The 26057-nt window shown below is 68.4% G+C and carries 22 protein-coding genes; 16 read left to right on the top strand and 6 right to left on the bottom strand.

The genetic code is table 11. The annotated features are described in order from the left end of the window. The first annotated feature begins 69 nt into the window (after positions 1-69). The 4 genes from ACFFII_RS00695 to trpB are packed head-to-tail and all read left to right on the top strand — an operon-like array spanning position 70 to position 2840. Positions 70-510, top strand: a complete 441-nt coding sequence (locus ACFFII_RS00695) for a LapA family protein (protein ID WP_377696959.1) — start codon at positions 70-72, stop codon at positions 508-510. 3 nt (positions 511-513) lie between these two features. Then, positions 514-1149, top strand: coding sequence for a phosphoribosylanthranilate isomerase (locus ACFFII_RS00690; RefSeq protein WP_377696958.1), 636 nt, complete (start codon positions 514-516; stop codon positions 1147-1149). Beyond that, positions 1146-1598: a GNAT family N-acetyltransferase gene (locus tag ACFFII_RS00685; protein WP_377696957.1), complete on the top strand. Its 453-nt coding sequence runs from the start codon at positions 1146-1148 to the stop codon at positions 1596-1598. The genes ACFFII_RS00690 and ACFFII_RS00685 overlap by 4 nt, the downstream gene beginning before the upstream one ends. Positions 1599-1613: 15 nt before the next feature. Continuing rightward, positions 1614-2840, top strand: a complete 1227-nt coding sequence (gene trpB, locus ACFFII_RS00680; RefSeq protein ID WP_090755822.1) for a tryptophan synthase subunit beta — start codon at positions 1614-1616, stop codon at positions 2838-2840. 242 nt (positions 2841-3082) lie between these two features. Here the strand turns inward: trpB and ACFFII_RS00675 are convergent, their stop codons facing one another. Both ACFFII_RS00675 and pth read right to left on the bottom strand, forming a co-directional pair. Then, entirely contained in the window at positions 3083-3457 is a 375-nt protein-coding gene (locus ACFFII_RS00675; protein ID WP_377696956.1) for a DUF2237 family protein, read from the bottom strand. Positions 3458-3525: 68 nt separating this feature from the next. Continuing rightward, positions 3526-4206 carry an aminoacyl-tRNA hydrolase gene (gene pth, locus ACFFII_RS00670; protein WP_377696955.1) on the bottom strand — a complete coding sequence of 227 codons (681 nt, stop codon included), beginning with the start codon at positions 4204-4206 and terminating at the stop codon, positions 3526-3528. 138 nt (positions 4207-4344) lie between these two features. On the opposite strand from pth, the gene ACFFII_RS00665 reads away from it, so the two are divergent. Then, positions 4345-4974 carry an ATP-dependent Clp protease proteolytic subunit gene (locus ACFFII_RS00665; protein ID WP_377696954.1) on the top strand — a complete coding sequence of 210 codons (630 nt, stop codon included), beginning with the start codon at positions 4345-4347 and terminating at the stop codon, positions 4972-4974. A 159-nt stretch (positions 4975-5133) separates the two neighbouring features. Further along, entirely contained in the window at positions 5134-6399 is a 1266-nt protein-coding gene (gene clpX / locus ACFFII_RS00660) for an ATP-dependent Clp protease ATP-binding subunit ClpX (RefSeq protein ID WP_090755811.1), read from the top strand. A gap of 312 nt (positions 6400-6711) precedes the next feature. Here clpX and ACFFII_RS00655 read toward each other — a convergent pair whose 3' ends face one another. Then, positions 6712-7476, bottom strand: a complete 765-nt coding sequence (locus tag ACFFII_RS00655) for a Crp/Fnr family transcriptional regulator (RefSeq protein WP_377696953.1) — start codon at positions 7474-7476, stop codon at positions 6712-6714. Between the two features lie 596 nt (positions 7477-8072). On the opposite strand from ACFFII_RS00655, the gene glf reads away from it, so the two are divergent. From glf to ACFFII_RS00635, 4 genes are read left to right on the top strand one after another with little or no spacing between them, the layout of a single operon-like run. Then, positions 8073-10307: a UDP-galactopyranose mutase gene (glf, locus tag ACFFII_RS00650; RefSeq protein WP_377696952.1), complete on the top strand. Its 2235-nt coding sequence runs from the start codon at positions 8073-8075 to the stop codon at positions 10305-10307. A 3-nt stretch (positions 10308-10310) separates the two neighbouring features. After that, entirely contained in the window at positions 10311-12392 is a 2082-nt protein-coding gene (locus ACFFII_RS00645; RefSeq protein WP_377696951.1) for a glycosyltransferase, read from the top strand. A gap of 1 nt (position 12393) precedes the next feature. Beyond that, positions 12394-13503, top strand: a complete 1110-nt coding sequence (locus ACFFII_RS00640; RefSeq protein ID WP_377696949.1) for a zinc-dependent alcohol dehydrogenase — start codon at positions 12394-12396, stop codon at positions 13501-13503. Then, positions 13500-15866 (top strand): glycosyltransferase, encoded by a 2367-nt coding sequence (locus ACFFII_RS00635; protein WP_377696948.1) that lies wholly within the window; start codon positions 13500-13502, stop codon positions 15864-15866. The genes ACFFII_RS00640 and ACFFII_RS00635 overlap by 4 nt, the downstream gene beginning before the upstream one ends. 39 nt (positions 15867-15905) lie before the next feature. Here the strand turns inward: ACFFII_RS00635 and ACFFII_RS00630 are convergent, their stop codons facing one another. Further along, the gene (locus ACFFII_RS00630; protein ID WP_377696947.1) at positions 15906-16292 is read right to left on the bottom strand and encodes a DUF2147 domain-containing protein; all 387 of its coding nucleotides are present in this window, start codon (positions 16290-16292) and stop codon (positions 15906-15908) included. 139 nt (positions 16293-16431) lie between these two features. Here ACFFII_RS00630 and hisA point away from each other — a divergent pair, with 139 nt between their 5' ends. From hisA to ACFFII_RS00605, 5 genes are all read left to right on the top strand, one after another. After that, entirely contained in the window at positions 16432-17148 is a 717-nt protein-coding gene (gene hisA / locus ACFFII_RS00625) for a 1-(5-phosphoribosyl)-5-[(5-phosphoribosylamino)methylideneamino]imidazole-4-carboxamide isomerase (RefSeq protein ID WP_377696946.1), read from the top strand. Positions 17149-17312: 164 nt separating this feature from the next. After that, positions 17313-17840, top strand: coding sequence for a preprotein translocase subunit SecG (gene secG / locus ACFFII_RS00620; protein ID WP_377696945.1), 528 nt, complete (start codon positions 17313-17315; stop codon positions 17838-17840). A gap of 147 nt (positions 17841-17987) precedes the next feature. Then, positions 17988-19634: a CTP synthase gene (pyrG, locus tag ACFFII_RS00615; protein WP_377696944.1), complete on the top strand. Its 1647-nt coding sequence runs from the start codon at positions 17988-17990 to the stop codon at positions 19632-19634. A gap of 240 nt (positions 19635-19874) precedes the next feature. Continuing rightward, on the top strand, positions 19875-20360 hold the full coding sequence (locus ACFFII_RS00610; RefSeq protein WP_377696943.1) for a hypothetical protein: 486 nt from the start codon (positions 19875-19877) through the stop codon (positions 20358-20360). A gap of 45 nt (positions 20361-20405) precedes the next feature. Continuing rightward, complete coding sequence (locus ACFFII_RS00605) at positions 20406-20558, top strand: hypothetical protein (protein WP_377696941.1); 153 nt, start codon at positions 20406-20408, stop codon at positions 20556-20558. 2 nt (positions 20559-20560) lie between these two features. On the opposite strand, the gene mfd is transcribed toward ACFFII_RS00605, so the two are convergent. Further along, positions 20561-24214 carry a transcription-repair coupling factor gene (gene mfd / locus ACFFII_RS00600; protein ID WP_377696940.1) on the bottom strand — a complete coding sequence of 1218 codons (3654 nt, stop codon included), beginning with the start codon at positions 24212-24214 and terminating at the stop codon, positions 20561-20563. Positions 24215-24268: 54 nt separating this feature from the next. Next, entirely contained in the window at positions 24269-24838 is a 570-nt protein-coding gene (locus ACFFII_RS00595; RefSeq protein WP_377696939.1) for a hypothetical protein, read from the bottom strand. 125 nt (positions 24839-24963) lie between these two features. Here ACFFII_RS00595 and hemB point away from each other — a divergent pair, with 125 nt between their 5' ends. Beyond that, positions 24964-25968, top strand: coding sequence for a porphobilinogen synthase (gene hemB, locus ACFFII_RS00590; protein WP_377696937.1), 1005 nt, complete (start codon positions 24964-24966; stop codon positions 25966-25968). Positions 25969-26057: the final 89 nt, after the last annotated feature.

The following is a 26057-nucleotide window of genomic DNA, read 5'->3' as shown; positions in this document are numbered from 1 at the left end:
ACGCCGCGATGAGTGAGATTGAGGCCGCTCAATCGACCCTGTGCGGGTCTGCAGGAAAAGGTCGTTCCGATGCGCTATGTCCGGATGCTGCTTGTCGCGCTGCTGGCCATCATCCTGGTCGGGGTGGCACTGGCCAACCGGCAGCTGGTCACGGTCGGCCTGTTTCCGGGGCGGCTGGACCGCTACATGGGCGGCGACTGGCAGGTGCAGATGCCGCTGTTCCTGGTCATCATCCTGGCGCTGCTCGTGGGCATGATCCTGGGGCTGGTCTGGGAATGGGTGCGCGAGACCACCGTACGTCAGGAGTCCGCCCGGCGTGCGCATGAGCTGCAGTTGCTGGAACGCGAGGTGCGCGGCCTGCGCGTGACGCATCATGCGCCGCGCGACGAGGTGCTGGCGATCCTCGACGCCCCCAAGCCCGCGCCTGCCCCGGCAGGGGTCCCTGCCGCCACGGTTCCGGCCAACACCCCCCTGCCCGCCACGCCTTCCGCGCTGCCCGCGCGCCGCTGAGTGATGGCCCAGGTCAAGATCTGCGGCATCACGCGCCCGGAGGACCTTTCCGCCGTGGCCGAAGCGGGTGCGCGGTATGCAGGCTTCGTCTTCTTCCCCAAATCGCCCCGCAATCTCTCGGTCGAGGACGCCGCCGCTCTGGCCACCGAAGCGCCGTCGGGAGTGGCCCGCGTCGGGCTGTTCGTGAACCCCGACGACGCGACGCTGGACGCGGTGCTGGACCGGGTGCCTCTGGACATCATCCAGCTTCACGGCAGCGAAACGCCCGCACGCGTGGCCGAGGTCAAGGCGCGCACCGGTCTTCCTGTGATGAAGGCTGTTGGTATTTCCATGCCTTCGGACCTGGACGCGCTGTGGGACTACGGACTTGTCGCGGACCTGCTGCTGGTGGACGCCAAGGCCCCGCCGGACGCGGCGCTGCCCGGCGGCAACGGGCTGTCCTTCGACTGGCGGTTGCTTGCGGGACGGCGGATGCTCAAGCCCTGGATGCTGGCCGGGGGGCTCACGCCTGTCAACGTGGCCGAGGCCGTGCGGCTGACCGGCGCGCCGATGGTGGACGTCTCATCGGGGGTCGAGGCCGCGCCGGGACAGAAGGACCCCGCCCTGATCCGCGGCTTCGTGACCGCCGCGCAGGGATGACCGCCCCACCCGTCTTCCGCGAGGCGACCCGCGAGGATGTCCCGGCGGTCGTGGACCTTCTGTCTGACGACGTGCTGGGCCGCACGCGCGAGGGCGCGGGCCTTAGCGTCTATCTTGCCGCCTTCGACGCCATGCAGGCCGAGGGTCACAATCACCTGATCGTCGCCGAGCAGGAAGGCCGTGTCGTCGCCTGCTATCAACTGGTCATCATGTCGGGCCTGTCCCTGTCCGCCAGCCGCCGGGCCGAGATCGAGGGCGTGCGCGTCGCGTCCGACCTGCGCGGCCAGGGACTTGGCGCCCTCCTGGTGGCAGACGCCGAGGCGCGGGCGCGCGCGGCGGGCTGCACGCTGATCCAGCTGACCAGCAACGCCACAAGGACCGAGGCCCTGCGCTTCTACGAGGGGCTCGGCTTTACCGGATCGCATATCGGCTTTAAGAAGCCCATCTGACCGCGGGGGACCATCATGGCCGAAGACCTCATCAACAGCTTCATGACCGGGCCGGACGAACAGGGCCGCTTCGGCATCTTCGGCGGCCGCTTCGTCAGCGAGACGCTGATGCCGCTGATCCTCGACCTTCAGGCGGAATACGAGAAGGCCAAGACCGACCCCGCTTTCAAGGCCGAGATGGACGAGCTCTGGACACATTACGTCGGCCGCCCCTCGCCGCTGTATAAGGCCGAGCGGCTGACGGAACGCCTAGGCGGCGCCACCATCTACATGAAGCGCGAAGAGCTGAACCACACGGGCAGCCACAAGATCAACAACGTGCTGGGCCAGATCCTTCTGGCGCGCCGCATGGGCAAGACGCGGATCATCGCCGAAACCGGCGCGGGCCAGCATGGCGTGGCGACCGCGACCGTCTGCGCCCGCTTCGGACTGAAATGCGTGGTCTACATGGGCGCCGAGGACGTGCGCCGCCAGCAGCCCAACGTCTTCCGCATGAAGCTGCTGGGGGCCGAGGTCGTGGCCGTCCAGTCGGGCCGGGGCACGCTGAAGGACGCGATGAACGACGCCCTGCGCGACTGGGTGACGAACGTGCGCGACACATTCTACTGCATCGGCACGGTTGCGGGGCCGCATCCCTATCCGGCCATGGTCCGCGACTTCCAACGCATCATCGGCGAGGAAACGAAGGCTCAGATCCTCGAACGCGAGGGGCGCCTGCCCGACACCGTCATCGCGGCCATCGGCGGCGGGTCCAATGCCATGGGCATCTTCCATCCCTTCCTCGACGACCGCTCGGTGCGGATCATCGGGGTTGAAGCCGGCGGCAAGGGCGTGGACGAGACGATGCAGCATTGCGCCTCGCTGACGGGGGGCCGTCCGGGCGTCCTGCACGGCAACCGCACCTACCTGCTGCAGGACGACGAGGGGCAGATCCTCGAAGGCCATTCGATCAGCGCGGGTCTGGACTATCCCGGCATCGGGCCGGAACACGCCTGGCTGCGCGACATCGGCCGCGCCGAATATGTCAGCGTGACGGATGACGAGGCGCTGGCGGCCTTCACCCTCTGCTGCGAGACGGAAGGGATCATCCCGGCGCTCGAGCCCAGCCATGCGCTGGCCCATATCGCCAAGATCGCGCCCGAACTGCCGCCCGAGCACCTGATCGTGATGAATCTCAGCGGCCGCGGCGACAAGGACATCTTCACCGTCGCCCGCCATCTGGGTGTGCAGGTCGAGGCATAAGCCTCAGCGCGTCAGCAGCACGTTCAGAGCCGGCGCGCGGCAGGGCAGCGGCAGGACCAGCCGCGCCAGACCTTTGACGGCAGGTTCCAACGGGCCCGTGACGGGCAGCATCTCAAGGGCCGATGTGTCGGTCCTGGCCGGGAAATCCTTACGGCTGCGGGGCCCACTTCCTGCACCAAGGACTGGCCCAAACGGACCCTGCACCGGACCGAGCCGCCGATCCGCTGCGGGCCCCTGCCGCCTTATTTCGCCGCATCCACCGCATGGGCGTGCAGCAGTTCCAGCGGCACGATCTCGGTCGCCCGCAGGTGGGTCGATGCGAGGACCACCTGCGGGGCCGCGAATTCCTGCGCGGCCTGAAGGAAGCGGCCCGCGCAGATGCACCAGCGGTCGCCCGCCTTCAGCCCTGCAAAGCCGTATTCGGGACGCGGCGTGGACAGGTCGTTGCCCAGGTATTTCGAGAAGGCCAGGAATTCCTCGGTGGCGATCACGCAGACCGTGTGGCTGCCCCGGTCCTCGGGCCCCGTGTCGCAGCAGCCGTTGCGGTAGAAGCCCGTCAGCGGTCGCGTCGAGCAGGGCTGAAGCGGCTCTCCCAGAACGTTCAAAGAGGGTTCCATGGCGGGCTCCTTCCTCAAGACCGGGGCTCTGCCCCGGACCCCGGGATATTTGAACGAAGAAGAACCGGCTAGCGAAAACGGTCGCCCAGCGCGCGGAGGCGGTCGGTCATGCTGAGCGGCTCGGGCTCGGAGGTTTTCTCGGCCGCAGGAGGCTTCTCGGAGACGCGCGGTTTCTTGGGTGCGGGCGCCACCCGGGCTGCCAGCGCCGTGCCGAAGGCAGCGCCGTCACCCCGCGCCAGCGCCGCGGCTCCATCCGAGACGCCGCGCAGCAGGTCGTCCACCATGCCCTCCTCAGCCTTGGCGAAGTCGGACAGGACATAGCCGCTGACGCGATCCTTGTGGCCGGGATGGCCGATCCCGATCCGAAGGCGCCGGTAATCCTCGCCGATATGCTGGTGGATGGACCGCAGCCCGTTGTGGCCCGCGTGCCCGCCCCCGGTCTTCAGCCGGCAGGTGCCGGGCGCAAGGTCGAGTTCGTCATGCAGCACCACGACCTCGGCGGGCGTGAGCTTGAGATAGCGCATCGCCTCGCCCACCGACTGGCCTGACAGGTTCATGAAGGTCTGCGGCTTCAGCGCCGTCACTCGCAGGTCTCCCAGCCGCCCTTCGGCCACCAACCCTTGGAAACGCGATTTCCACGGCGAGAAGCCGTGGTCGGCCGCGATCCGGTCCAGGGCCATGAAACCGATGTTGTGCCGGTTGCCGGCGTATTTCGCACCGGGGTTGCCCAGTCCCACCATCAACAGCATCGGCAACTCTTTCGCATTCGACCCATCCCTTGCGGTGGACCTCGCCCGTAACTAAGACTCTGTCAAGTTTTCGCCCCTATGACGGGTTCGATCGGGGATGGTCGGCGGCGAATCGAAATCAGCAAGTGACGGGGCGAGATGCAGGATCCGGCAGAATACTACATGAACACGCTTGTCCCCATGGTCGTCGAACAGACCAGCCGGGGCGAACGGGCCTATGACATCTTCTCGCGGCTGCTGAAGGAGCGGATCATCTTCCTGTCAGGGCCGGTGCATGACGGGATGGCCACGCTGGTCTGCGCCCAGCTTCTGTTCCTCGAGGCGGAGAACCCGTCCAAGGACATCAGCATGTACATCAACAGCCCCGGTGGCATCGTGACCTCGGGCCTGTCGATCTACGACACCATGCAGTACATCCGCCCGCGCATCTCGACCCTTGTGATCGGCCAGGCGGCCTCGATGGGCTCGCTGCTGCTGGCAGCGGGGGAAAAGGGCGCGCGCTACTCGCTGCCGAACAGCCGGATCATGGTTCACCAGCCCTCGGGCGGGTTCCAGGGCACGGCCTCGGACATCCTGATCCACGCGCAGGAAACCGAAAAGCTGAAGCGCCGCCTGAACGAGATCTATGTCAAGCACACCGGCCGGACGCTGGACGAGGTGGAGCAGGCGCTGGAACGCGACCGCTTCATGTCGCCGGACGAGGCGAAGAACTGGGGACTCATCGACGAGATCCTCGAGGCGCGCGGCAAGGCCGTCCCCGAGGGCTGACCGCCGCATCTCGCTTTTTTTGTGAGGAAAGCGGGATTGTGACCGACGACCGCCCTATCTAACATGGGCGGACAGAACAAAAGGCGCCTGTCCGGCGCAGGCCGAACCGTGCGGGGTCCGTTTCGACCGCGCGGTCCCTGAAAGGCAAGGATGACGACGATGGCGAACCAGCCCGGCGGCGACAGCAAGAACACGCTCTACTGCAGCTTCTGCGGGAAGAGCCAGCACGAGGTCCGCAAGCTGATTGCGGGTCCGACCGTGTTCATCTGCGATGAATGCGTCGAGCTGTGCATGGACATCATCCGCGAGGAAACGAAAAGCGCCGGCCTCAAGACAGGCGACGGCGTTCCCTCGCCGCGCGAGATCATGGCGGTGCTGGACGACTACGTGATCGGTCAGGAACACGCCAAGCGCGTGCTGTCGGTCGCGGTCCACAACCACTACAAGCGGCTGAACCACAGCTCGAAGTCCGACATCGAACTGGCGAAGTCGAACATCCTGCTGATTGGCCCGACCGGCTGCGGCAAGACCCTGCTGGCGCAGACGCTGGCGCGCATCCTGGACGTGCCCTTCACCATGGCGGATGCCACGACGCTGACCGAGGCCGGCTATGTTGGCGAGGATGTCGAGAACATCATCCTCAAGCTGCTGCAGGCGTCGGAATACAACGTGGAGCGCGCCCAGCGCGGCATCGTCTACATCGACGAGGTCGACAAGATCACGCGCAAGTCCGACAACCCCTCGATCACCCGCGACGTGTCGGGCGAGGGCGTCCAGCAGGCGCTGCTGAAGATCATGGAAGGCACCGTCGCCAGCGTTCCGCCGCAGGGCGGGCGCAAGCATCCGCAGCAGGAATTCCTGCAGGTGGACACGACCAACATCCTGTTCATCTGCGGCGGCGCCTTTGCGGGGCTGGACCGGATCATCGCCCAGCGCAACAAGGGCACGGCGATGGGCTTTGGCGCTTCGGTCAAGGAAAACGACGACCGCGGCGTAGGCGAGGTCTTCAAGGACCTGGAACCCGAGGATCTGCTGAAGTTCGGCCTGATCCCCGAATTCGTCGGCCGCCTGCCGGTGATCGCCACGCTGACCGACCTGGACGAGGACGCGCTGATCGCCATCCTGACCAAGCCCAAGAACGCGCTGGTCAAGCAGTACCAGCGGCTGTTCGACCTCGAGGACGTCAAGCTGACCTTTACCGAGGATGCACTGAAGGCCATCGCCCGCCGCGCGATCAAGCGCAAGACCGGCGCCCGGGGCCTGCGGTCCATCATGGAGGACATCTTGCTCGACAGCATGTTCGAACTGCCGGGCCTGACCAGCGTGACCGAGATCGTGGTGAACGAGGAGGCCGTGGACAACCCCTCGGCCCGGCCCCTGCAGATCCACGCCGATTCCAAGAAGGAGCCGGCCGCCGCAGGCTGAGCCTTGCCCCGGATGAGCCTCATGGGACGGTCTGCACGGGGTGCAGGCCGTCTTTTCATGTTCATGCGCGACGTCCGACCGGTGGTCTGAGCAGGCCACATGCAACCAGAAGCGGCAGCGGCACCGATCTCCGGCCAGGTTTGCGCAGGGACATGCTCCGACAGCGGCTCAGCCCGCAAACTCCATCTCGGCATTCGCGCGGCCGCCTGGTCCTCGACTGATACGCCGCGCAGGGCCGAAGCCCTGCGGTGCAGACATGGGCACAGGCACAGCCGTCCGCCAGCCTCTCCTTCCCTGCCCCACCTGCTGCGGTTACTCCGCCAGCCGCTCTGCCGCAGCCGCCCTCAGTCCGAGAAGGCCGCGCACCTCGGCAGAGATATGGGGGGCAAGATACAGATACTCGGGCGAATAATGCCCCACCCGCGCCAGCCCGGCCAGACTGCCCAGGCGCACGATCCCGTCGGCCAGGGTGCACAGCCCGTCCAGCCGCAGTTCTCCCAGCAGCCGGTTGATATGGACCGAGGTCATCCCGTTGATCTCTGCCAAGTCGTTCTGCGACAGCGGCAGCTCGTAATGCGTGGTGCTGCAAAGGCCGCGGGCGTAAAGGCGCACGAACATCTCGGTCAGGAAGTTGGCGACCCGCGCCTTTCCGGCCAGACGCCCTAGGCGGAAGATCCAGTAGCGGTCGATCGAGGCATCGATCAGCGAGATCTTCCAGAGCTTGTTGTACAGGTCGGGCCTTTCCAGCGCGATGCGGTCAAGCTCTCCATGAGAGGTCGGGCGCATCTCGCATGGGGACAGCGCGTCGATGTCATGGTCCAGGTACTTCAGCACGTAGGCCGCGATGTCGAAATAGTCGCCCGGGATCTGGATGCCCACGAACTGCCGCCGCCCATGGCGATCCATGCTGTAGCGGCCCACCATGCCTCGGGTCAGATAAAGGCTTTCGTCCAGGACCACGTCGGCGCGGATGATCCTTGTGCGGCTGCGGGCAGTGACCGGCGGCCCCAGCAGGCTCGCGAGAAGCTGAGCCTCGGGTTCCGAGAAGATGTCCGGATAGGCACGGTTCAGCAGCATGAGGATCCCTTGCGTTCAGAAGGCACCTAGCGGCGATCCCGGGCCTGGGACCAGCCGGGAACCACCGGCTCTTAACTATGTTATCACTTTTGGATGATGTAAAACCTGCCACCCCCTGTTCTAGTCCTTGGTTATGAGTACTCGCAAGTTGCACGGCAGCACCGCTCCACTCGGTTGCACCTTATCGGCCAGCTCCGGGTTCATCGGGCTTTGATCGTGACGGATCGGGCCTTGTCTCGGGCAGTTCGGGGAGAGGCTTCGGACTTCGCGGCTAGGATACTGATTTTTCAAAAAAGGCGTGATCTCGGGTCCAAGGGCCCTTGGACGAGGTGGCGCCAATTTACAACACTCGGCACGACCCCCGCCGTTGTCGATCAACCGTCAGGAACCCTTCATCACCGATCCGGCTTGTCCGGATCGCCAGCCGCTCAGCGGGCCCTCGCCGCTGCGCCCGTAAAGGATAGATGATGCACGACGCCTCCCCGATCGCTCCCGTCCTGTCGCCAGCCTTTGCCGACGATCACGGCGCGCATGTTCCCCTGATCTGCTTCTCGCATCTGCGATGGGATTTCGTCCTGCAACGACCGCAGCATCTGATGAGCCGTTTTGCACGGACACGGCGCGTGCTGATGTGGGAAGAGGCGATCCCGACGAACCACCACCTGCCCTATCTGGAATTCCATGCCTTCGAGGGCACGACCGTCCAGTCCATCCGCCCCCGCGTTCCCGACCGCTGGAGCCGCGAGGAGCAGGAGGCGGCGTTGTCGCGGCTGCTGGACCAGATGCTGGCGCTGACGGGCATCCACAAGCCGGTGCTGTGGTTCTACACGCCGATGATGTGGCCGATCGCGCGCCATGTGGACCCTTCGGCTGTCGTTTATGACTGCATGGACGAACTGTCGTCCTTCCGCTTCGCGCCCCCCGAACTGCGGCAGCGCGAGGATGAGTTGATCGCCGCCTCGGACGTGGTCTTCACCGGCGGCTGGTCGATCTGGGAAGCCAAGCGCAACCGCCACGACAACATCCATCCGTTCCCCTCCTCGGTGGACACGGCGCATTTCGCCTCGGCCCGCCGTCCGCAGGGGTCCGAGCCGCATGACATGGCCTCCATCCCCCGTCCGCGCCTGGGCTATTACGGCGTCATCGACGAGCGGCTGGATTTCGGACTGATCGCCGCTGTGGCAAAGGCCCGGCCTGACTGGCAGATCGTGATGGTCGGTCCCCTGGCCAAGGTGTCCGAGGCCGATCTTCCCCGCGCCCACAACATCCACTGGCTGGGCCAGAAGAACTATGCCGAGCTGCCCGCCTACTTGGCCGGCTGGGACGTGGCGCTGATGCCCTTCGCCATCAACGAGGCCACGCGCTTCATCTCGCCCACCAAGACGCCGGAATATCTGGCAGGCGGGCGGCCGGTCGTCTCGACGCCGGTGCGCGACGTGCTGCGCCATTACGGCGACCTTGCGGCGGTGCATGTGGCGAACGGGCCCGAGGCCTTCATCGCGGGATGCGAGGCGGCGATGCAGCAGTCCCGCAAGCCCGGCGCCTGGCGGGACGAGGCGGACCGCACGCTTGCCTCGATGAGCTGGGACGCGAGCTTCGCGGCCATGGCCGCGCAGGTGGCCGCCGCCGCCCGCCGCCGGGTCGAGCCCGCCCCGGTGGACCGCTTCCCCGCCCCCGGCATCCGCCGCGGCGCGCGGGGTTATGACGTGACCATCTGCGGCGCGGGCTTTGCGGGGTCGGTGCTGGCGCGCAAGCTGGCCGAGGACTCGGGCCAGCGCGTGCTGGTGGTGGACAAGCGCGAGCATATCGCCGGCAACGCCTATGACCACCGCGACGCGGCGGGCATCCTCGTCCACCGCTACGGCCCCCACATCTTCCACACCAACAGCGACGAGGTGGTGTCCTTCCTGTCTCGTTTCACCGAGTGGCGCCCCTATGAGCATCGGGTGCTGGCGCAGGTGGGCGGCAAGCAGGTGCCGATGCCCATCAACCGCACCACGCTGAACCAGCTTTACGGGCTGTCGCTGTCCACGGACGAGGAGGCCGCGGCCTTTCTCGCCTCGCGTGCGGAACCCGTGGCGGACATCCGCACCTCGCGCGACGTGGTGGTGAACGCGGTCGGGCGCGAGCTCTACGAGACCTTCTTCCAGGGCTATACGCGCAAGCAGTGGGGGCTGGACCCGAGCCAGCTGGACAAGACCGTGACCTCGCGGGTGCCCACGCGCACGAACACCGACGACCGCTATTTCACCGACAAGTTCCAGGCCATGCCCCGCGAGGGCTTCACCCGGATGTTCGAGCGGATGCTGGACCATCCCCGCATCGACATCGCGCTGTCCACGGACTTCCACGAGTTGAAGGGCGCGGACCGGGGGGCGCTGACGGTCTATACCGGGCCGATCGACGCCTATTTCGGCCACCGCTTCGGGCACCTGCCCTATCGCAGCCTCGCCTTCCGGCACGAGACGCTGCCCATGCGGAAGATGCAGCCGGTCGCCGTGGTGAACTATCCGGCCGAGGACGTGCCTTGGACGCGCATCACCGAATACAAGCACCTGACGGGCCAAGTGCATCCGATGACCTCGGTCACCTACGAATACCCCTCGGCCGAGGGCGAGCCCTATTACCCGATCCCGCGCCCCGAGAACCAGGAACTGTTCCGCCGCTATGACGACCTCGCCCGCGCGGAACGCGGCGTGATCTTCGCAGGCCGCTTGGGCAGCTACCGCTATTACAACATGGACCAGGTGGTCGGGCAGGCTCTGGCGGTTCACCGCCGGATCGCGGCCGAGCTTCGTCCCGCGGCGGCGGCGGCGCTGGGGGCGGAATAAGGCTTGCGCGCACTGCTGGTGACGGACAGCCCCGAGCCCTCGGGGGTGGGTGAACACATGCTGACCTTGGCCGCCGCACTGGCGGCCGAGGGCGTTTCGGCGGAGCTTGCCTTTCCCCATCACCCGGCCGGCCGGCGGCTGGCCGAGCGCGCCCTGGCGCAGGGGATCGCCGCGCGCACGGTCGGCGGCTGCTGGCGCAAGGCCATCGCGGCCACGGGGGCCGATCTTGTCCATGTCCATGCGGGCATCGGCTGGGAAGGCCACGGCCTGACCGCCGCCGCCCGCGCGGCCGGCGCCGCGGTGATCCGCACGGAACACCTGCCCTGGCTGCTGACGGACCCCCGGCAGGTCGCGGAATATGCGGCGGCCTCGGACCACGTGGACGCGGTCATTGCCGTGTCCGCCGCAGCGGGCGAGGGCTGGCGCCGCGCGGCGCGGCGGATGCCCGGCCCCCGCCTGCCGGTCACCGCCGTGGCGAACGGGATCGCGCCCTTGCCCCTGCCCCGCAGCAAGGGCAAGGGCGCCGCCCCCGTGATCCTGTGCGTCGGGCGCTTCACCGCGCAAAAGCTGCATTGCACATTGCTGCTGGCGCTCGCGCGGCTGCACAAGGCCGGGCTGCCCGCGCGGCTGCAGCTTGTCGGCTCGGGCCCCCTGCAGACGCGGCTGGAACGTCTGGCCGGACGGCTGGACCTGACCGGCGCGGTCGAGTTCCTGGGCCGCCGCGACGACGTGCCAAGGCTGATGGCGCAGGCCGACCTGCTGGCCCTGCCCTCGGCCTTCGAGGGGCTGCCGCTGGTGCTTCTGGAAGCCATGGCGGCGGACCTGCCCATTGTCGCTACCCGCATCGGCCCCAGCGTCGAGGCGCTGGGCGCGGACCATCCCTGGCTGGTCCCTCCGCGCCGCTCGCGCGATCTCGCCGAGGCGCTCAGGGACGCCCTCGACAATCCTGAAAGGCGCGCCATAACTGCCCGCAGGCAGGCGTCGCGCTTTGCCGAGCGGTTCACGGCCGGACGCATGGCCGCTGATACAGCTCGCATTTATCGCGCCGCCTTGCGGCACAGAACCGGGGACAGAATGGACAGACTGAGACTGGGTTTCATCGGCGCGGGCGGCATCGCCCATCGCCATTTCGGCGTTCTGGAGACCATGCCGGACGTGGCCGTGGTCGCCGTCACCGACCCCGACGCGGGCCGCGTCGAGGATGCCGCCCGCCGCATGGGCGCGCGCACCTACCCCGATCACGAGTCGATGCTGGCCGAGGAAGAGCTGGACGCCGTCTATATCTGCGTCCCTCCCTTCGCGCACGGCCCCGCCGAACGCGCCTGCATCGCCCGCGGCCTGCCCTTCTTCGTTGAAAAGCCGATCACCCTAGACCTGGACCTGGCCGAGGAGATCGCAGCCGAGGTCGCGGCCGCGGGCCTGATCACCGCCGTCGGCTATCACTGGCGCTATCTCGACACGATGGACGAGGCCCGCGCGCATCTGGCGCAGAACCCCGCCCATCTGATGCAGGGCTTCTGGATCGACCAGACACCGCCCCCCGAATGGTGGTGGCGCGAGGACCGCTCCGGCGGACAGGTCGTGGAACAGGCGACCCACATCATCGACGCCGCGCGCTTCCTTGCGGGCGACGTGACCGATGTCTTCGGTCTGGCCTCGCACCGCGAGCGCGGCGACTTCCCCGGCCTGACTGTCCCGACCGCGACGGCGGCGACGCTGCGCTTTGCCAGCGGGGCCGTGGCGAACCTCGCCTCGACCTGCCTTCTGCGCTGGAATCACCGCGTCGGCCTGCATGTCTTCTCGGACGCCATGGCGCTTGAGATCACCGACCACGACCTGATGGTGGACGTGGGCCAGGGCCGCCCGGTGCGCCGCGCCGAGGGCGATCCCGTCTGGCGCGAGGACCGCGACTTCGTCGAGGCGGTCATGGGCCGCCAGAACCGCATCCGCTGCGATTATGCCGAGGCATTGGAGACCCACCGCGTGGCCCTTGCGATCACCCGTTCTGCCCAGGCGGGCGCCCTTGTGAAGATGGAGGGGCTGCGGGCTGACCCGCAGCCCATCTTTCGTTCATCCGTTGCGTAAGATGCCGACCCTGCCGCATCAGCATCGCACCATTCGCAGCCTCGGGATCGAGCGCCAGGGCGAGCCCTTCTTCTTCCACTATGACGAAGGCCCGGCCGACCACGGCCGCATCCGGCTGGACCTGCTGTACACCGGCCTCAGCGCCGGGACCGAACTGACCTTCATGAAGGGGACGAACCCCTATCTGCACAGCCGCTGGGACGACTGGCAGGGGCTGTTCATCCCCGGCGAGCCCTCGGCCCGCTTCCCGGTCAACTTCCTGGGCTACATGGAGTCGGCGCGGGTGGTGGACGCCCGCGCGCCGGGCTTCGGCCATGGCGACGTGGTCGGAACGACCTTCGGCCACAAGACCGGCCACACCGCCGACCCGGCCCACGACCTGCTGCTGAAACTGCCGCGCGCGATGGACCCGATCCTGGGGATCTTCGTGGCCCAGATGGGCCCCATCGCCGCCAACGGCATCCTGCACGCGGATGCCGAGCAGTTCGGCGCCAATGTCCCCTTCCTCGGCGCAGGAATCGAGGGGCGGCCGGTGCTGGTCTGGGGCGGCGGCACGGTGGGCCTCTTCTGCGCGATGTTCGCGCGCATGGGCGGGGCTTCGGACATCGTGGTCGTGGACCCCTCGCCCTTCCGGCAGGAGATCGCGCGGCGCATGGGCTTCGAGGCGATGGGCGAGGACGACGCCGTGCGCCACGCCAAGATGCTGTGGCACCACAAGATCGGGGGGCGCGGGGCGGAATATGTCTTCCAGACCCGCGCGCGGCCCGACAGCCTCAACCGCTGCCTGCAGGCGCTGCGCCCGCAGGGGACGGTGATCGACCTCGCCTTCTATCAGGGCGGCATGGACGGGCTGCGGCTGGGGGAAGAGTTCCACCACAACGGGCTCTCGATCCGCTGCGCGCAGATCAACCGGATGCCGCGCGCCGTGGCCCAGGCCTGGGACCAGCGCAGGCTGGCGGCGGAAACCATCCGCCTGCTGGAACGCGACGGCGAGGCCATCCGCAACCACATGATCACCCATGTGGTGCCCTATGACGACGCGCCGAACTTTCTGCGCCACCTGGTGCATGAACGGCCCGAGTTCCTCCAGATCGTGTTCAACGCGACATGAGCCTGCGCGAGGAACAGGACGCGGCGCTGCTGACCGACACGCCGGACGCGGGGGCGGAACCCACGCCCCATCACGGCGCCCATGCGCCCGAACCCGTGTGGGGCGGCATTCCGCCCCACCACTTCCCCCAGCCGCACCCGGATGCGAACAAGATCCGCATCCTTTTCGTCTTCGCCTGGCTGGTCGTCGGCGGCGAGGAGACCGAGGTGCGGCTGCTGGCGCGCCACCTGCCGCGCGACCGTTATCGCATCGACGTCGTCGCCTGCTTCCGCAAGGAAGGGATGCCCGATCAGACCCACGACCAGCTGCGGGCCCTGGGCATCCATGTCGACACCGCGCCTTATGACATGGGCTTCGACGACACGGTCGATTACCTGCGGCGCAAGCTGCCGGGCTTCGACGTGGTCGTGTCCTGCCAGGACGTGGCCGACATCTATCCGGCGCTGGAACGCCTGAAGCTGCGCCCCCCGCTGATCGAGCATGGCGGCTTGGTGCGCGAGGCGCTGTCGGGGCCCAAGCACTTCACCTCTCGCTATGTCGGCGTCTGCGACAGCATCCGCGAGGCCGCCGCCTCGAAGATGCCTGACAGACGGCACCATGCGCGGGAAATCCCCTCGATGGTGGACCTGTCCGAGTTCCGCCCCGAGGCGCGAGATCCGATGCGCCACGCGCTGGGCGTCGCGCCTGACGAGGTGCTGCTGGGCTGGGTGGGGCGGCTGGACCGCAAGAAGCGGGTCGAGGATTTCATCGACGCCGCCGCCCGTGTCGCCGCCGTCGAGCCACGGGCGCGTTTCGTCGTCGTGGGCGGGCCGGACGCCTTCATGCCGGAATACGCGCATGAACTGCATGGCCGTGCCCATGCGGCCGGCGTGGCGCACCGGATGATCTTCACCGGCGACCGGCGCGACGTGCCGGACCTGATGGCGGCGATGGACGGGCTCTGCTGGCTGTCGCGTGGCGAGGGGATGCCCCATGTCATCGCCGAGGCCGGGGCCGCGCGGCTGGCCGTGATCGCCACCCCCGACAACGGCGCCTGCGAGCAGATCGTGGACGGCCGGTCGGGGATGTTCGTTCCCTACGAGAACCCCGACGCGGTGGCCGAGGCCATGCTGCGCCTGATCCGCGACCCGGCCTTGCGCGTGCGCCTTGGCGCGGGCCTGCGCGCCCATGTCGAGGCGACCTACTCGACCGAGGTCGTGATCCCGCAATGGCAGGCGCTGATCCACGAGGTGCTGGACGAGGTTCCTGCCGCGCCCCCGCCCTCGCTGTTCCGCAGCTTCGTTCTGGGCGGCTGGGAGTGCTCCACCCACCGGCGCGGCTGGGGTCCGCACCGCGACATCATGGCCGCGGTCGGCCATGACCGGCACGCGGCGCAGGACTACCGCCAGCTCGGCGGGCTGGGCATCCGCAGTTGCCGCGACGGCGCGCGCTGGCACCTGATCGACCGGGGCGGCGCCTATGATTTCTCAAGCTTCACCCCCATGGTCGAGGCGGCGCGGGACACCGGCACCCAGGTCGTCTGGGACCTGCTGCATTACGGCTGGCCCGAGGACATCGACATCTACCGTCCCGAATTCGTCCATCGCTTCGCCCGCTATGCCGGCGCCGTGGCCGAGCATGTCCGCGGGCTGACGGACGAGGTGCCCTTCTGGTGCCCGGTGAACGAGATCAGCTTCCATGCCTGGGCGGGCGGGGACGCGCGCTACCTCAACCCCTATGGCGCCGGTCGCGGCTGGGAGCTGAAGTGCCAGCTGGCCCGCGCCTCGATCGCCGCCATGATCGAGCTGCGCGCCGTGGACCCCCGCGCCCGCTTCGTTCATGCCGAGCCGCTGATCGCCATCCATCACGTGGACTGGTCCGGCCGTCCTCGGTGGGAGGCCCATGGCTGGCACGACGCCCAGTTCCAGGCCTTCGAGCTGCTGGGCGGCTGGATGTGGCCGCAGATCGGGGGCGATCCGTCCTTCGTCGATATCGTCGGCGTCAACTACTACTGGAACAACCAGTGGAACCACGGCGGCCTGACGGTGGACGTGGACGACGTGATCTATCGTCCGCTTTCGGACCTGCTGTTCGAGGTCTCGGCCCGTTATGGCCGCCCCATGCTGATCGCCGAAACGGGGACCGAGGGCGACCGCCGCGGCGCATGGTTCGACTACGTGGCCGCCGAAACCGCCCGCGCCCGTGTCCGTGGCGTCCCGGTCGAGGGGATCTGCCTTTACCCGGTGGCCGACCATCCGGGCTGGGACGACGACCGGATGTGCCCGAACGGGCTTCTGGGCATCGACCCGTCGAACGGCGGGCGCAGTGTCGATCCGGGGCTGGCGGCGGCCATCCGCCGCTCGGGGCTGGTCGCGCGCCGCTGACTTAATTGGCCGCGCCCTGCCCGGGCGCGGCCGCTTGTCTCATTTCAACTTGGTCCAGGTCTGCGACTTGCAGATCAGCCCGCCCGCGACGCAGCCCGACAGCTTCATCGATCCACCGCTGACCTGCGCCTTGCCGTTGTAGGTCTTGTTGTCGGCGGGCCGCAGGACCTTGCCTGCATAGGCGCCGCCGCCCGAGGGCGCCATGCCGATCACGATCTGCTTGCCGAGGTTGGGGGACTTGTACTCCTCCTTCCCCTTGAAGGTCTTGACGATGGTTCCGCAATAGGCGCCGCCGCAGGGCGCGATCTGGACCAGCGCGACCGCGCCCTCGTCGGGCTGGGTCTGCCAGATGCCCTCGATCGGGTCGGCGGCCAGCGCGGCCCCTGCGGCCAGTGCGAAGGCGGCGGCGAGCGAGATGGTTCTCATGGGGTCCTCCCTTGTCTCCCTGCCCACGATTGGTGTCGGGGGCAGGCCGTCGGGCAAGCGTGACGTGAAGTCAGGCCGCACTTTCCCCCCTGCCCCGCCTGTGGCATGGGGGGCCGATTGCCCAAGCGGAGCCCCAACGATGATCCTTTACCCCGCCATCGACCTGAAGGACGGCGCCTGCGTGCGGCTTCTGCGCGGAGACATGGAGGCGGCGACCGTCTTCGGCACCGACCCTGCCGCTCAGGCGCGGGCCTTCCGGGACGCGGGCGCGCGCTGGCTGCATCTCGTGGACCTGAACGGCGCCTTCGCAGGTCAGCCGGTGAACGGCGAGGCCGTGCGCGCGGTCCTGGGCGCCGTGGACATTCCCGTCCAGCTGGGCGGCGGCATCCGTGACATGGCCATGATCGAGGCCTGGCTGGAGCATGGCGTCGCCCGCGTCATCCTGGGCACCGTCGCGGTCGAAAACCCCTCGCTGGTTGACGAAGCAGCCCGCCGCTTCCCCGGACAGGTCGCCGTCGGCATCGACGCCCGCGGGGGCCGCGTGGCCACGCGCGGCTGGGCCGAGGAAACCGAGGTCGTGGCGACCGACCTTGCCCGCCGTTTCGAGGACGCGGGCGTGGCAGCCATCATCTATACCGATATCGACCGCGACGGGGCCATGCAGGGGCCGAACGTCCAGGCAACGGCGAATCTGGCACGGGCCGTGTCGATGCCCGTCATCGCCTCGGGCGGCGTGTCGCGGCTGGCGGACCTGATCGAACTGCGCAACACCGGCGTGATCGCGGGGGCTATCTCGGGCCGGGCGCTTTACGACGGCGCGCTGGACCTGGCCGAGGCGCTGGCGGCGCTGGGCTGAAAGGGCCACGGGTTCGCCCTGCACGGGTATCGGGCCAGGAAAAAGACCCTCGCGTTCCGTGACGTGACCGCTCGGCCGGAATGCACCGGCAGCCCGAGCGGCGGCTTGCCTTCCGGCAACCCCGTGCCTAGATAGGCGCGTTCCGAAACATAAGGCTGCCGCCCGTGGAAAACGTCGTCCTGACCGTGCATCTCATCCTCGCCCTTCTGCTGATCGGCGTGGTCCTGCTGCAGCGGTCCGAAGGGGGCGGCCTGGGCATGGGGGGCGGCGGTGGCGGTGTCATGACCGGCCGCCAGGCTGCGAACGCCCTGACGCGCGGAACCTGGATCATCGCCTCGGCCTTTCTGGTCACCTCGATCGCGCTGACCGTCATCGCCGCGCGCAACTCGGTCGGCGCCTCGGTCGTGGACCGGATCTCGCCCGCGCGCGAAAGCGCCCCGGCGGGCCTGCCGACCCTTCCCACCTATACCCCACCGCCGGGCGTGGGCCAGCCGGTCCTGCCGCCCGGCGCCGCGCCCGCCGCGACGGCGCCTGCCGTGCCGGCAGAGGCTCCTGCGGCGGCAGAGCCGGCCGCTGCCGCCCCTGTGCCCGCAACGGCCCCGGCAGTTGAACAGCCGGCGCAGGCGCCTGCCGAGGCTTCGGGCAACGTCATCACGCGGACCGTGCCGATCACCCCGGCGCCCGCGAACTGAACCACCAGAACCCGTGGCGCGCGGCACCCGCGCGCCCACAACACATCGCGGGTCCGTTGCGGCGTCGCGGAGAATCGGCTATGTCCCGACTCCCGTGATGGCGGTTGCGGACCGTTGCCGCATTGCCGAACTCACGGGGGCTTTCTCATGGCGCGTTACATCTTCATCACCGGCGGCGTGGTGTCCTCGCTGGGCAAGGGCCTCGCCTCGGCGGCACTGGGCGCGCTGTTGCAGGCACGCGGCTATACCGTCCGGCTGCGCAAGCTGGACCCCTACCTGAACGTCGATCCGGGAACGATGTCGCCCTTCGAGCATGGCGAGGTCTTCGTCACCGACGACGGTGCGGAAACCGACCTGGACCTGGGCCATTACGAGCGTTTCACCGGCGTGTCCGCCCGCCGCACCGACACGGTCAGCGCGGGTCGCGTCTATTCCAACGTGCTGGAAAAGGAACGCCGGGGCGAATACCTCGGCAAGACCATCCAGGTGATCCCGCACGTTACCAACGAGATCAAGGATTTCCTTGCCATCGGTGAGGACGAGGTCGATTTCATGCTGTGCGAGATCGGCGGCACGGTCGGCGACATCGAGGGCCTGCCCTTCTTTGAGGCCATCCGCCAGTTTTCCCAGGACCGCCCGCGCGGCCAGTGCATCCTGATGCACCTGACGCTGCTGCCCTGGCTCGCGGCCTCGGGCGAACTGAAGACCAAGCCCACGCAGCACTCGGTCAAGGAACTGCGCTCCATCGGCCTGCAGCCCGACGTGCTGGTCTGCCGGTCCGAGCAGCCGATCCCGGACCGCGAGCGCGCCAAGATCGCGCTGTTCTGCAACGTGCGCCCCGATGCGGTGATCCCGGCCTATGACCTCAAGTCGATCTACGAGGCGCCGATGGCCTATCACCGCGCGGGGCTGGACCGCGCCGTGCTGGACGCCTTCCAGATCAGCCCCGCCCCCAAGCCCGACCTGCGGCGGTGGGAGGACGTGATGGACCGCCTGACCAACGCCGAGGGCGAGGTCAAGATCGCCATCGTCGGCAAGTACACGCAGCTTGAGGATGCGTACAAGTCCATCTCCGAGGCGCTGACCCATGGCGGCATGGCCAACCGGGTCCGCGTGCGCCCCGAGTGGATCGCGGCCGAGGATCTGGAAAAGGAAGACGGCATCCATCTGCTGGACGGCTATCACGGCATCATCGTCCCTGGCGGCTTCGGCGAGCGCGGGACGGAAGGCATGATCGCCGCCGCGAAATACGCGCGTGAGAAGCACGTCCCCTACCTTGGCATCTGCCTGGGGATGCAGATGGCGGTGGTCGAGGCGGCGCGGAACCTTGCGGGGATCAAGGACGCGGGCTCCGAGGAGTTCGACCACGAGGCGGGCGCCGACCGCTTCACCCCCGTCGTCTATCACCTCAAGGAATGGGTGCAGGGCAACTACACCGTTCAGCGCAAGCTGTCGGACGACAAGGGCGGGACCATGCGGCTGGGAGCCTATACGGCCGTCCTGAAGTCCGGGAGCCGCGTCTCCGAGGTTTATGACGGTGCGACCGAGATCGAGGACCGTCACCGCCACCGCTACGAGGTGGATGCGAAATACCGCGAGAAGCTGGAATCCTGCGGGCTGATCTTCTCGGGCATGTCGCCCGACGGCCGCCTGCCCGAGGTGATCGAGATCGAGGGCCACCCGTGGTTCATCGGCGTCCAGTCGCACCCGGAACTGAAGTCCAAGCCCTTCGCCCCCGCGCCCCTGTTCGCAGATTTCGTCCGCGCCGCGAAGGAACAGGAACGGATGGTTTGATTCCTCCGCGAGGGTCAAGCCGCGCTTGGTTCGACCCTTCGCCATCCGGAAGACACGCCCGGCCCTTGAGGCCCTTATCCATGCTGAACAACGCTGGCACGCGCAGCAGGCTCGTGACGCTGCAGCCTGCGGAAATACATGCCTCATCCGCGATATCACTGGCCAGTCGCGACGATCTTCCCAAGCGCTCACCTGTCTGCCTGGTCTTGAGCGACCCGAAAGCATCTCTAGACTGAAGCCATGAAGAATCCGTCAGCATCGAGCCTGATCGCCGCCCTGCTGGTTGCCGCCTGGGCCGTCCCGGTCCTGGCGGATGCGCCGCTGTTCGTGGTCGATCCCTCGCAGGTGCCCTTTGACCTCGGCCCCGGCGCGCCGGCGAACCAGCCGTCGCATCGCGCGAACCTGCCGGGTGCACCGGGCAACAGCGGGGGCGCGCCGGGCAACGGCTCGGGGCTGCGAGCCAATGCGCCGGACAACCCCGCCAACGGCCCGGATGGTGGACGCGGGATCTGGGCGGGTGACGAGATGTTGGGCTACTACACCCGCAACGGCGGGACGCTGAACCTGTTCGATCTGCGCGGGCGGCGGGTGGCCTATCGGCCGGGCGGAGGGCACACGCGCTCGCTGTTCTCCCCGGACGGGCGCTGGTGCGGGACCGTGGCGGACACGGGCGGCGGCATGGCCTTCGGCATGACGCAGGCCTGTGTGGGGCGGTTCTTCCGCTGAAGGCGGCCTGTTGACGCAAACTCCCTGCGCGCCCATCTTTGGGCCATGCACATCCTGGCGGGACTTGGCTTTGCTGCGGCGATCCTGTGCTTCTACAGGGCGTGGCGGCTTGGCTTTCCGCAGCCTTGGGTGATCGCCGGGGTGGTCCTGTTCCTCTGCGCACGCCTGGCGTTCGAGATCGCCCGGCGCGGCATTTGAGCCTAGCGGCCTCGCGGCTTGCCCGAGACGCCGGGACGCGACACCTGTGACCAGCGCGTGCGCCCCACCTCGCCCAGCTTGGACGCCGGCTTGCCTGCTGGGACGCGCTGGCCTTGAACGGGCTTGGCGGCAGGCTGCGCCGCCTTGGCCTCGGAACGCGCAGGGGCCGGCTTGGGGGCAGCGGGCTTCTCGGCGGGGCGGGGCGAGTCCGGCTTGGCCGTGCCCGCCTTGATCTTGGCCGCCAGATCCTTGGCCACGGCAAAGGCGCCCTTGATGCGGTCGGCCTCGGTCGGCCAAGGACGGCTGACGACCAGCTTGTTGTCGCTGATCCGCGCCGCGCCCTTCTGCTCGTTCAGGAATTCCACCAAACCGCCCGGGTTCGGGAACTTGTCCTGATGGAACTGGATCGTCGCGCCCTTCGGCCCTGCCACCAGCGAAGAGATGTTCGCCCGCTTGGCCATCGCCTTGATGCGGATGACCAGAAGCAGCGTGTTCACCTCGCGCGGAAGGGGTCCGAAGCGGTCGATCAACTCGGCGGCGAAGCCCTCCAGCTCGACCTTGGTGGTCAGCTGCGCGAGGCGGCGATACAGGTCCAGCCGGACGTCCAAGTCCGGGATGTAGCTGTCCGGGATCGTCACCGGCACGCCTAGGTTCAGCTGCGGCGCCCATTCGTCGTCGGGGGTGCCCTCAAGCTCGCCCGATTTCAGCTTGGCAATCGTTTCCTCCAGCATCTGCTGGTAAAGCTCGAAGCCCACTTCCTTGATGTGGCCCGACTGCTCCTCGCCCAGCAGGTTCCCCGCGCCGCGCAGGTCGAGGTCCTGAGACGCGAGGTTGAACCCCGCCCCAAGCGAGTCGATGGAGCCGAGAAACTTGAGGCGCCGGATCGCTTGCGGGGTCAGCGGCACGCGCGGCTTGGTGGTCAGGTAGCAATAGGCGCGGGTCTTGGACCGGCCCACGCGGCCCCGGATCTGGTAAAGCTGCGCCAGCCCGAACATGTCCGCGCGCCAGACGATCATCGTGTTGGCCGTGGGGATGTCGAGGCCCGACTCCACGATGGAGGTCGCCAGCAGCACGTCATGGCTGCCGTCGTAGAAGGCGTTCATCCGCTGGTCGAGGTCGCCCGCCGCAAGCTGGCCGTGGGCGACGATGGTGCTGACCTCGGGCACGTGTTCGCGCATCCAGTCCTCGACCTCGGGCAGGTCCGACAGGCGCGGGACGACGAAGAAGCTCTGCCCGCCGCGGTATTTCTCGCGCAGCAGGGCCTCGCGGATGGTGACGCTGTCAAACTCCGACACGTAGGTGCGGATCGCGAGGCGGTCCACCGGCGGGGTGCCGATGACCGAAAGGTCGCGCACCCCCGTCAGCGACAGTTGCAGCGTGCGCGGGATCGGTGTCGCGGTCAGGGTCAGGACGTGGATGTCGGACCGCAGCTCCTTCAGCCGTTCCTTGTGGGCCACGCCGAAGTGCTGTTCCTCGTCGATGATGAGCAGGCCGAGGTTCTTGAACTTCACCTGCTTGGCCAGCACCGCATGGGTGCCGACGACGATATCGACCGTGCCATCGGCCAGCCCCGTCCGGGTCAGGGCCGCGTCCTTGGCCGAGACAAAGCGCGACAGTGGCCGCACGTTGATGGCGGTGCCCCGGAATCGTTCGGCAAAGCTGCGGTAATGCTGGCGGGCAAGCAGCGTCGTGGGAGCCACGACGGCGACCTGCATCCCTTGGCTTGCCGCGATGAAGGCCGCGCGCATGGCGACCTCGGTCTTGCCGAAGCCCACGTCGCCCACGACAAGGCGGTCCATCGGGCGGCCGGCGGAAAGATCCTCGGCCACGTCGGCGATGGCGGCGGCCTGGTCGTCGGTTTCCGCGTAGGGGAAGCGGGCGGCGAAGGCCTCCCACTCGTGGTGCTCGGGTTCCAGGACAGGGGCGTTGCGCAGCAGCCGTTCCGCCGCGACGCGCATCAGGCGGTCGGCGATCTGGCGGATGCGCTCCTTGAGCCGCGCCTTGCGGGCCTGCCATGCGCCGCCGCCGAGCTTGTCGAGCAGGCCTTCCTCATGCCCATAGCGGGTCAGCAGCTCGATGTTCTCGACGGGCAGGTAAAGCCGGTCGCCACCCGCATATTCCAGCGCCACGCAGTCATGCGGCACGCCCAGTGCGGTGATCGTTTCCAGGCCCCGGTAGCGGCCGATCCCGTGTTCGACATGGACCACGAGGTCGCCCGGCGACAGCGAGGTCGTGTCCTTGAGGAAGTTCTCGGCCCGCCGCCGCTTCTTGGCGCCCCGGATCAGGCGGTCGCCCAGAACGTCCTGTTCCGAGATCACCGCCAGCGGCCCGGTCGCCTGCCCGTCCGTGACGAAGCCTTCCTCGAGCGGCCAGACGGCGAGGCCCAGCGCGCCCTTGGTGTCCGGCAGGGCGCGGATGTCGTCGATGGGGACGCCGGTCAGACCCTCGTCGGACAGAAGCCCGGTCAGGCGCTCCCGCGCGCCTTCCGAAAAGCTGGCGACCACCACGCGGCGAGTCTTCTGCAATTCGCGGACATGGGTGGCAAGCGCGGCGAACAGGTCGGTCTTCTCGGCCTGCCGCTCGGGCGCGAAGTTGCGGCCCACGCGGCCGCCCGCGTCCAGCACGCCAGGCCCTGGCGGATGCGCCAGCACGGACAGCGCGATGGTGCGGTGCGCGGCCAGCCAGCGGCGCCATTCGCCCTCGTCGGCGAACATCGCGGTGGGCTCGACCGGGCGATAGACGCTGTCGGCGCCGCGCTTGCCCATCGCCTCGCGCCGGGCGTCGAACTGCTCGGAGATGGTGTCCCAGCGGGCGGCGCGGTGCTGCTCGATATGGTCGTCCAGCACCACGGACGCGCCGGGCAGGTAGTCGAAGAGGCTGTCCAGCCGCTCGTGGAACCACGGCAGCCAGTGTTCCATCCCGGCGACCTTCTGGCCTGCGCTGACGGCCTCGTACAGCGGGTCGTTCGCGCCGCCGCCATAGGCCGCGCGATAGTTCTGGCGGAAGCGGGTGATGGCGTCCTCGCCCAGGATCACCTCGGACATGGGCGCGATTTCCACGCGGTCCAGCGCCCCCAGGCTGCGCTGGCTGTCGGGATCGAAGCGGCGGATGCCGTCCAGCACGTCCCCGAACAGGTCCAGCCGCACCGGCCCGCCCGGTCCCGGAGGATAGATGTCGATGATCCCGCCCCGGATGGCATAGTCGCCCGGCTCGGTCACGGTCGGGGACTGGGAAAAGCCCATGCGCGACAGGAAGCCGCGCAGCTGCGCCTCGTCCAGCCGCTCGCCCACCTTGGCCATGAACGAGGCCGCCCGGACCGTTTCGGCAGCAGGCAGGCGCTGGACGGCGGCGTTGACAGTCGTCAGCAGCACGAAGGGCGGCCTGATCGCCCCGCTCGCCAGCGTCGCCAGCACCTGCAGGCGCTGCGCCATGATCTCGCCCGAGGGCGACACGCGGTCATAGGGCGTCGTGTCCCAGGCGGGCAGCTCCAGCACCGCCAGATGCGGCGCAAAGAAGGCCAGGGCCGCACGCATCGCAGCCATCCGGCGGTCGTCGCGGGCGATGTGGATGACGGGCGCGCCGCGCTCGGCCTCGCGCGCGATCAGCGCGGCGTCGAAGCCTTCGGGCGCGCCGGAAAGGATCAGGGTTTCGGGCATGGAGGCTGAGGTAAAGTGCGGGGGCGTGATGTCAAGCGGCCCTGCCCAACGCCGTCACAGCCCGTTCGGATGCGCGGCCATCCAGATCGTCCCCCAGATCGCCGCCGTTGCGACCGCCACGCCCGACAGCACCAGCGTGGCCCGCATATGCGCGGTGATCCGCGCGGCGATCTGCACCGCCGCTTCGACGACTGAAAGGCGGGCTCCCTCCGCCTCGGCCAGCGTCGCGCGCAGGCGCCCCGCCAGCTGGAGGCGCAGCCAGCCCAGCAGCATCAGAGGCGCCATCAGCAGCAGCAGCGCCTGTGCCAGTTCCAGGCCGTAAAGGAAGCCCAGCCCCGCGAGCATCGACAGCACGAAGGAGGCGACGCCCAGCAGCACCACCCCGTCGTCGCGCATCAGCTGCCAGCGCGGCGCGACCAGCGACACCCAATCGAGCAGCCGAAGAGCGGCGGCTTCGTCGGCTTGCCCCACCCCGCGGCGGTTCAGGCTGCGGACCAGTTCGGGCGGGATGCCCAGCGCGCCTCGGCTGACCCAGGTCCAGGTGACGGTCAGCATCAGCCAGTACCACACCGATGAAAAGGACCGCGTGTCCAGCGCCTCGATCAGCCCTGCCGTCCCTCCCATCAACCGTCTCTCCCGTGAAACCGCCGATCACCCTAGCCACGGGGGACCCGCGGCGGCAAGCCGGGCCGGTTGCACGAGGCGGCGCGGTCGTGGCAAGCAGGCCACTGTCCCGACAGGAGGCCTCCATGCCCGCCACCCCGATCATCGCGCCCTTCCCCGCCACGCGCCTGCGCCGGCTGCGCCGCACGCCTGCCCTGCGCGCACTGACGGCGGAACGCCATGTTTCGACCGAGAACCTCATCTGGCCGATCTTCGTGACCGAGATCCCGGGTGGCGAGGGCGAGATCCCCTCGATGCCCGGCGTGGAACGGCTGACGCTGGACGGGGCGAAGCGCGCGGCCGAACGGGCGATGAACCTAGGAATTCCCGCGATCTGCATCTTCCCGCATTCGGACCCCGACCTGAAAACCGAAGGATGCGAGCGCGCCTGGGACCCCGAGAACATCGGCAACCGCGCCATCCGCGCCATCAAGGAGGTCGCGCCGGACTTGGCGGTGATGACCGACATCGCGCTCGACCCCTACAACATCAACGGGCACGACGGATTCGTGCGCGACGGCGTGATCCTGAACGACGAGACGGTCGAGGCGCTGGTCCGCATGGCGCTGGCGCAGGCCGAGGCCGGGGCGGACATCCTGGGGCCATCAGACATGATGGACGGGCGCATCGGGGCGCTGCGCCGCGCCTTGGAACAGGCGGGCCACAAGGACGTGGCGATCCTGTCCTATGCGGCGAAATACGCATCCGGCTTCTACGGGCCGTTCCGGGACGCGGTCGGCGCCTCGGGGCGGCTGGTGGGCGACAAGAAGACCTACCAGATCAACCCCGCGAACCGGGACGAGGCCCTGCGCTGTGTCGCCCGCGATCTCGCCGAGGGCGCGGACATGGTGATGGTCAAGCCGGGGATGCCTTACCTAGACATCTGCCGCGAGGTGAAGGACCAGTTCGGCGCGCCCACCTATGCCTATCAGGTCAGCGGCGAATACGCGATGATGGAGGGCGCGATCCGCGCGGGCTGGCTCAAGCGCGAGGTGGTGATGGAAAGCCTGCTCTCGTTCCGCCGCGCGGGCTGCGACGGCATCCTGACCTATTACGCCCCGCAGGTGGCCGAAGCTTTGGCGCAACGCTGAAGCCTGGCCCACAGCCGGGGACAAGGGCGCATCTGTCATAACATTTTTTGGCGTGCTAGCGCGGCAGGATGAGATTTCCCTGCCTCGCT

It is taken from the genome of Paracoccus niistensis, assembly GCF_042432925.1.
GTDB classification, from domain to species: domain Bacteria; phylum Pseudomonadota; class Alphaproteobacteria; order Rhodobacterales; family Rhodobacteraceae; genus Paracoccus; species Paracoccus niistensis.
This window is presented reverse-complemented; position numbering and strand designations above follow the sequence as displayed.

Coding starts and splice junctions, on each gene's coding strand:
- ACFFII_RS00695 (WP_377696959.1), top strand. CDS start 70: ATGCGCTATGTCCGGATGCTGCTTGTCGCGCTGCTGGCCATCATCCTG.
- ACFFII_RS00690 (WP_377696958.1), top strand. CDS start 514: ATGGCCCAGGTCAAGATCTGCGGCATCACGCGCCCGGAGGACCTTTCC.
- ACFFII_RS00685 (WP_377696957.1), top strand. CDS start 1,146: ATGACCGCCCCACCCGTCTTCCGCGAGGCGACCCGCGAGGATGTCCCG.
- trpB (WP_090755822.1), top strand. CDS start 1,614: ATGGCCGAAGACCTCATCAACAGCTTCATGACCGGGCCGGACGAACAG.
- ACFFII_RS00675 (WP_377696956.1), bottom strand. CDS start 3,457: ATGGAACCCTCTTTGAACGTTCTGGGAGAGCCGCTTCAGCCCTGCTCG.
- pth (WP_377696955.1), bottom strand. CDS start 4,206: ATGCTGTTGATGGTGGGACTGGGCAACCCCGGTGCGAAATACGCCGGC.
- ACFFII_RS00665 (WP_377696954.1), top strand. CDS start 4,345: ATGCAGGATCCGGCAGAATACTACATGAACACGCTTGTCCCCATGGTC.
- clpX (WP_090755811.1), top strand. CDS start 5,134: ATGGCGAACCAGCCCGGCGGCGACAGCAAGAACACGCTCTACTGCAGC.
- ACFFII_RS00655 (WP_377696953.1), bottom strand. CDS start 7,476: ATGCTGCTGAACCGTGCCTATCCGGACATCTTCTCGGAACCCGAGGCT.
- glf (WP_377696952.1), top strand. CDS start 8,073: ATGAGCCGTTTTGCACGGACACGGCGCGTGCTGATGTGGGAAGAGGCG.
- ACFFII_RS00640 (WP_377696949.1), top strand. CDS start 12,394: ATGCCGACCCTGCCGCATCAGCATCGCACCATTCGCAGCCTCGGGATC.
- ACFFII_RS00635 (WP_377696948.1), top strand. CDS start 13,500: ATGAGCCTGCGCGAGGAACAGGACGCGGCGCTGCTGACCGACACGCCG.
- ACFFII_RS00630 (WP_377696947.1), bottom strand. CDS start 16,292: ATGAGAACCATCTCGCTCGCCGCCGCCTTCGCACTGGCCGCAGGGGCC.
- hisA (WP_377696946.1), top strand. CDS start 16,432: ATGATCCTTTACCCCGCCATCGACCTGAAGGACGGCGCCTGCGTGCGG.
- pyrG (WP_377696944.1), top strand. CDS start 17,988: ATGGCGCGTTACATCTTCATCACCGGCGGCGTGGTGTCCTCGCTGGGC.
- ACFFII_RS00610 (WP_377696943.1), top strand. CDS start 19,875: ATGAAGAATCCGTCAGCATCGAGCCTGATCGCCGCCCTGCTGGTTGCC.
- ACFFII_RS00605 (WP_377696941.1), top strand. CDS start 20,406: ATGCACATCCTGGCGGGACTTGGCTTTGCTGCGGCGATCCTGTGCTTC.
- mfd (WP_377696940.1), bottom strand. CDS start 24,214: ATGCCCGAAACCCTGATCCTTTCCGGCGCGCCCGAAGGCTTCGACGCC.
- ACFFII_RS00595 (WP_377696939.1), bottom strand. CDS start 24,838: ATGGGAGGGACGGCAGGGCTGATCGAGGCGCTGGACACGCGGTCCTTT.
- hemB (WP_377696937.1), top strand. CDS start 24,964: ATGCCCGCCACCCCGATCATCGCGCCCTTCCCCGCCACGCGCCTGCGC.